This is a genomic window from Flavobacterium sp. CYK-55, assembly GCF_018413465.1.
Lineage (GTDB): Bacteria > Bacteroidota > Bacteroidia > Flavobacteriales > Flavobacteriaceae > Flavobacterium.
In genome coordinates, this window is sequence record NZ_JAHCDK010000002.1 from 449,154 (window position 1) to 455,184 (window position 6,031).

At 39.2% G+C, this 6,031-nt stretch carries 5 protein-coding genes and 1 rRNA gene; 1 reads left to right on the plus strand and 5 read right to left on the minus strand.

Features of this window, described 5'->3' with window-relative positions; genetic code table 11:
• Window positions 1–69 precede the first annotated feature (69 nt).
• Window positions 70–1,923 (plus strand): hydrolase/aminopeptidase, encoded by a 1,854-nt coding sequence (locus KIH23_RS04590; protein ID WP_213211483.1) that lies wholly within the window; start codon window positions 70–72, stop codon window positions 1,921–1,923.
• Window positions 1,924–2,135: 212 nt separating this feature from the next.
• On the opposite strand, the gene KIH23_RS04595 is transcribed toward KIH23_RS04590, so the two are convergent.
• From KIH23_RS04595 to rrf, 5 genes are all read right to left on the minus strand, one after another.
• Window positions 2,136–3,338, minus strand: coding sequence for a reverse transcriptase/maturase family protein (locus KIH23_RS04595; RefSeq protein WP_213211484.1), 1,203 nt, complete (start codon window positions 3,336–3,338; stop codon window positions 2,136–2,138).
• A 24-nt stretch (window positions 3,339–3,362) separates the two neighbouring features.
• Window positions 3,363–3,593: an FISUMP domain-containing protein gene (locus KIH23_RS13730; RefSeq protein ID WP_317197020.1), complete on the minus strand. Its 231-nt coding sequence runs from the start codon at window positions 3,591–3,593 to the stop codon at window positions 3,363–3,365.
• 114 nt (window positions 3,594–3,707) lie between these two features.
• Window positions 3,708–4,049 (minus strand): four helix bundle protein, encoded by a 342-nt coding sequence (locus KIH23_RS04605; RefSeq protein WP_213211485.1) that lies wholly within the window; start codon window positions 4,047–4,049, stop codon window positions 3,708–3,710.
• Window positions 4,050–4,120: 71 nt separating this feature from the next.
• A complete protein-coding gene (locus tag KIH23_RS04610) occupies window positions 4,121–4,804 on the minus strand; it encodes a fibrobacter succinogenes major paralogous domain-containing protein (RefSeq protein ID WP_213211486.1) in 684 nt (227 codons plus the stop codon).
• A gap of 924 nt (window positions 4,805–5,728) precedes the next feature.
• Window positions 5,729–5,837 (minus strand): 5S ribosomal RNA (gene rrf / locus KIH23_RS04615).
• Between the last annotated feature and the right edge of the window lie 194 nt (window positions 5,838–6,031).

The window sequence follows — 6,031 nt, forward strand, 5'->3', positions numbered from 1 at the left end:
TTGAATCAAACCCGTCCTGATTTTTCTAGACGGGTTTTTTGTTTAACTTTCGCTCAAATTTCAAAGAAGATGAAAAACCTATTTTTCCTGAGTTTGCTATGGATGGCTTTTGCTTGTCAGAAAAAAGAAAACAACGTCGAGCTAAAAAATGCAACGGCCCAAGACAGTCATACTTTTTCAAATCCGCAAGCAGCTGTAGTCAAACATTTAGACTTAGATATCAAAGTTGATTTTGACACGCAAACCATCGCCGGAAAAGCCTCTTGGACCATTGATAATTTGAGTAAAGGAAACGAAATCATCTTGGATGAAAACACCCTAAACATCAGCAAAGTTACCTTGGGCAAAGACGAAAAACCCACCACTTTTACACTAGGAAATGAAGTTGAATTTCACGGAAAACCACTACGCATCAGCATCGAACCCAACACCACACAAGTCAACATTTACTATTCAACCACTAAAGATGCCATCGCATTACAATGGTTAAAACCCGAGCAAACCGCTGATAAAAAATATCCGTTCTTGTTCTCACAAGGCGAAAGCATTTGGTCGCGCACCTGGATTCCGTGTCAAGATTCTCCGGCTATTCGCTTTACATATAACGCAAAAGTGAGTGTTCCCAAAGAACTCATGGCCGTAATGAGCGCTGTAAATCCGCAACAAAAAAACAACACCGGAATCTATACTTTTAGCCAAACCAAAGCGATTCCATCTTATTTAATGGCGATTGCCGTGGGCGATATCGGTTTTAAATCAATTGACCAGCGCACCGGAGTATATGCCGAAAAATCAGTTCTAAACAAAGCTGCCTGGGAATTCGGTCAGCTCGGGCAAATGGTTACTGCTGCCGAAAAATTATTTGGTCCGTATCGCTGGGGACGCTATGATGTACTGGTTTTACCACCTAGTTTTCCGTATGGCGGCATGGAGAATCCGAACCTTACGTTTTTGACTCCAGGCGTGATTGCCGGTGATCGTTCGCTTACCAGTTTACTCGCTCATGAACTCGGTCACAGTTGGAGCGGTAATTTGGTGACCAACGCCACTTGGAACGATGTTTGGCTCAACGAAGGGTTTACCACCTATGTTGAACACCGCATTGGCGAAACAATTTTCGGTATTCAAGAAGCTAAAATGCAAGATGTTTTGAGCCGAAAATCATTGCAGGACAACATGGAAGCTTATGGTCCGAAAAATCCTGCTACCCAACTCAAAGTCAAGGTCGACGGGCTCAATGCCGATGAATCGCTGAGCGATATTCCGTATGAAAAAGGATATGCATTTCTGCAAACCGTAGAAAATGCGGTGGGGCGCAAAGCCTTTGACCAATTCATTACCGAATACTTCAATGCGCATGCTTTTCAATCCATCACCACTGAAGATTTCCTCAAATATTTTAACGAGCATCTCATCAAAGGCAACAAAGAACTCGCCAATCAAATCAAAGCCGAAGAGTGGATTTATCAACCCGATATTCCGTCAAATATCATCCCGGCAACCTCTGAAGATTTCAACGCCATTGACCAAATTCAAAAAACTTGGCGACAAACCGGCGTGAAAGGACTCAGTGCAAAAATCAAATCCACCAACGAAAAACAACACTTCATAGATTATCTCCCGGCAGATATGACCCAGAAAGAAATGGCCGCCATTGACCAAGAATTCAATTTTACTCAAGGCGGAAATTTTGTAGTCAAACGCCAGTGGTTTGTGCAGGTCATCAAACACCAATACCAACCGGCTTACCCGGCCGTTGAGCAATTCATGATCGGCACCAGTCGCACCGGCTCATTGCAAACACTCTATACCGAAATGGTCAAAACACCGCAAGGAAAAACTTGGGCCAAAAGCATTTTTGAAAAGGCCAAATCGGGCTATCATTTAACCACGGTTCAAGATTTACAGAAAACCGTACAGTAATTTTTTGGGCGTGCCGGCTCGTCAATGATTTGCTTTCCTGAAAGTTTACACGCTCGCCGTCGGGCTGTGCGCTTTATCTCTCCGCTACGCTACGAGGATATCGCTGCTGCCTGCCGGCAGGCAGGTCCCTCACGCTATTTAATCTAACATCTCAAGCTAGTTTAAAGTTTTTTCAGACGCATTGATACTTAACTCAAAATAAAAGCTATTAACTATATTGTCTTTATCTTTTTTTTTAATACAAATTTTGCAATTCCACCGCTCAAATAAACTTGGTTCCACCACCAACCACTCAAATTTTTGAAAAGCATTTTCTTTCTTAATCGATAAGTCTTATAGTGTTTCATAATTCCCAAATAGGAATTCATGCTACTTAAAAATTGCTTTTGGTCATCACTACTAGGCTTAGTATTTTGAACAACCTCATTTTGTTTCATAATAGCTGTATAAAAATTCCCCTTTGTTCGATTACTGATGAAAATGCGATTGGGCTTGATAAATGTTCCCAAAAACTTAACCCCTTTACTGTAATGCTGAAAATATATTTTCTTTGGGTGTAAAGTTAGTTGTAATTTTGTTTTAAGAAAATTGGTAATTATTGGTAATAATGATTTTAGATATTCTTTATCTTGATGCACAATTACAAAATCATCAACATAACGACCATAAAACTCAATATCTAGTTCTTTTTTGACATAATGGTCAAAAATGTTCATATAAAAATTAGCAAAAACTTGACTGGTTAAATTTCCTATTGGCAAACCAAAATTTAATGGACTGTAAAATAAGCTTTTGCTATTAGGCAATCCAATCCAATTGCTTTTATTGCCTTTGATGATACAATTTTTTGTTGGGTCATTAAAAATAATTTTGCTGCATAAAAAAAGAACCAGTTCTCTGTCTGGTTCGTGATATTTTTTATTGATAAAGTCGAATAGCCTTTCATAAAGAATGCTTCTATTGATATTCATAAAAAATCCTTGAATGTCTAACTTCAAAATAAAACAATCTTGTTTGTAGTTATTTGAACAAGACTTAATAAAACCATCGACTCTTTTTATACCAAAATGAGTTCCTTTTCCTATTCTACATGCATAACTATCTTGTATAAATACATCCTCAAAAATAGGATTGAGCTTGTTGATTAGAAAATGATGCACCACTCGGTCTCTAAAATCAGCAGCGAAGATTTCTCTTTTTACAGGTTTGTTTACTATAAAGGCTATGGATTTGCCTGGAAAATAGGTTTTTGTTTTGATTTGCTCTATAAGTACAAATAAGTTGTGCTCTAAATGTTTTTCAAAACGAAGTGCATTAAGTGTGTTCCGTTTATTTTTTCTACAAGCATAATAAGCCAAAAAGACTTCTTCGGCTAAGGATAGTGGTACTGTATCAGAAAAAAGTTCTAATTGCATACTATAAACAATAAACCTCCGATTTTATCGGAGGTTGTTTCCTATTGAATCCCTGAGGCAACGCACCGAGAAACCGTTTTTCTTATTATTGTTGTTTCTGTTTGCATTGCTGTTGTTATAATTCAGGTTGCGGTTCCAAGCGTTTGTTGTTGAGTACTCTGACGAACTCCACCAGTTACCGTTGTTGCCAATGTTGTTGAATGTTCCATTGTTGTTACGATAACCTCCCGGAAGACCCGACGCTGAAGTAACCACTATTGTTTTAGCTACACCAAACCTTACTATTAAAGGTATTTACTAATGCAGCGGGTTACCGGATTTAATTTGATCTCTTCTGTTTGCCGTAACATTCAGAACGCTGTCTGGAAACTATTGAGTTGATTTGTGCCAACCTGTGAGTTGTTTTGATACATCTTCTACCTTAGAATTGATGTTTACAAAATTTTTAATGCTTATTTGATGTAAATCTTTCATTAAGCGTATTAATAGACGAATCACTTCTATTCGTTCTTTGGCTTCTTCTAGCACTTTTCCTTTATCATGCCTTGAATTTACTCTATAAATAAGGATTAACAAATCTATAGTTTCTTTTTTCAAGCTCTCCCCCACTGTATATTTATACTCTTTACTAAAGCTTTTGGTAAATTCAAAAATTCCTAAAAGCAAGTCATAGGTACTTTTATAAACTGGTAAATCAGAATATAATTTCATTTTTTCAAAAAAAAGGGGCTTACGCCCCTTATCAATTTTTCAAAGAGTCAAAGAGTCAAAGGGCAAAAGGGCTAATCCCTGAGGCAACGCACCGAGAAACCGTAAATCTTATTAGTGTAGCCTCTGCCTGCACTGCTGTAGTAATAATTCAGGCCGCGGCCCCAAGCGTTCGTCGTAGAGTACTCTGACGAACTCCACCAGGTACCGTCGTAGCCAATGCTGAAGAATGTTCCACCGTCGTAACGAAAACCTCCCGGAAGACCCGTAAAACCACTGCTGTTGGTATTTGTAATACCGGGATAAGTAGCCCATCCTGTTGTGGCTTTCATTTTGTTTCCTGCTAATGCTTCGCCGCCTAAAAAGGTGGTTAAAGTTGTCCACTCGGCATCGCTGGGCACATGGTAACCCGTTGGTGCTAAACCACGGGGGTCGTTTACGGCATACCAATTGTATAATTTGCCATAAACAATCCCATTTGCAGTATTGTTTTGATAATAACACCATGCACCACTCGTAAGGTTTGTCCATTGTGACGGATCCTGTACTTGTGGAATTATATCTCCATTCTTGTAACGACTCACATTTAAGTTTTTAGTCATCCAGATTTGGTTGCCGATTTGAACTTCTGCGGCCTGAACCGGTACTGAAGGTCTGGAAGCTGGCTGTGTTTGAGATTTATTATCTTCTTGCTGTGAACAAGAAATCACTACGATAACTAAACAGAAGATTAAGGTTGCTGAGAAGTAGTTTTTCATGGCTTGTTTTTTCAAATATAAAAAGAAAACTACTAAATTGATTGTTGTTGATAATTTTATACAATCATCCTTGTCATGCTGAGGAACGAAGCATCTCTCACCCTGTTGTCATGCTGAGGCACGAAGCATCTCATTCATGGAGTACTGATTTTAGAACAAGATTCCTCCTTGCGTCGGAAGGACAAAAGGGTTGAAAAATAAACAGAGTGATCGTATTAATTATAAAGAACAAAACTATTTGCTTCCCATTCTTATAAGCGCAACTTTGTGACAAATTTGAAAACAATTTTTATTTTGTCACAAAAGTTGTGACAAATTTTAAATTTACTTTTATTTTGTCACAGATTCTGTGACAAATTTTAAGTTTTGTTTTTTTTTGTCACAAATCTTGAACTCATCAAAACTTATAGGTATGAGCAAGCTCGGTGAGCTTGAGATTTAGCTTTGCTCAGTTCGGCTGCGCCTCGGGTAGATATTAAGAGGAGGACTGCCAGTGGCAGTCAGGTACGCGAACTTCAGTTCGCTAATACTATAAAAACAAAAAAACCCTCACGTTAGTGAAGGGTTTCTAAAAGACCCGAGGGCACCGCCCGAACTGAGCGAAGCTAAAGGCGACATTTGACACGAGCAAAGCGAACTGGCGAAGCATATTAAAAGGAGGAAGCCCGGTGGGCTTCAGGTACGCGAGCTTTAGCTCGCCTATAAAACCATATAAAAACAACAAAGCCTGTCTAAAAAGACAGGCTTTGAATAAAGAAAGGCGACGAACCGAGCCCGCAGGGCGAACACATTGCCACCAAAAACAAAAGCCCCGACTAAAAAGTCGGGGCTTCACTAAAAAAGGCAATGACTTGAGGCTTTAGCCGACAGCGTCGTACCTATAAACAAAAAACCCCAACCTTTTCAGGTTGGGGTTCTCTAAAAGAAAGGCGACGACATACTCTCCCACAAAATGCAGTACCATCTGCGCAGGCGGGCTTAACTTCTCTGTTCGGAATGGGAAGAGGTGAGCCCCGCCGCAATAATCACCTTAAGTTTTTAATTACGAATTAAGAATTATAAATTACGAATTATCATAAATAACATCCCTCAGACGTAATTGCAACATCGGTTGCTAATATCTTAACATACTGAGATAAAGAAATACATTTGGAAAGATTGCACTCCCGTCTTGCGACGGGAGATGCGACGTACATAAGCTTACGGGTTATTAGTACTACTCGACTA

Bases quoted from the DNA above. Each gene is read 5' to 3' on its own strand.
- KIH23_RS04590 (WP_213211483.1), top strand. From the start codon at position 70: ATGAAAAACCTATTTTTCCTGAGTTTGCTATGGATGGCTTTTGCTTGT.
- KIH23_RS04595 (WP_213211484.1), bottom strand. From the start codon at position 3,338: ATGCAATTAGAACTTTTTTCTGATACAGTACCACTATCCTTAGCCGAA.
- KIH23_RS04605 (WP_213211485.1), bottom strand. From the start codon at position 4,049: ATGAAATTATATTCTGATTTACCAGTTTATAAAAGTACCTATGACTTG.
- KIH23_RS04610 (WP_213211486.1), bottom strand. From the start codon at position 4,804: ATGAAAAACTACTTCTCAGCAACCTTAATCTTCTGTTTAGTTATCGTA.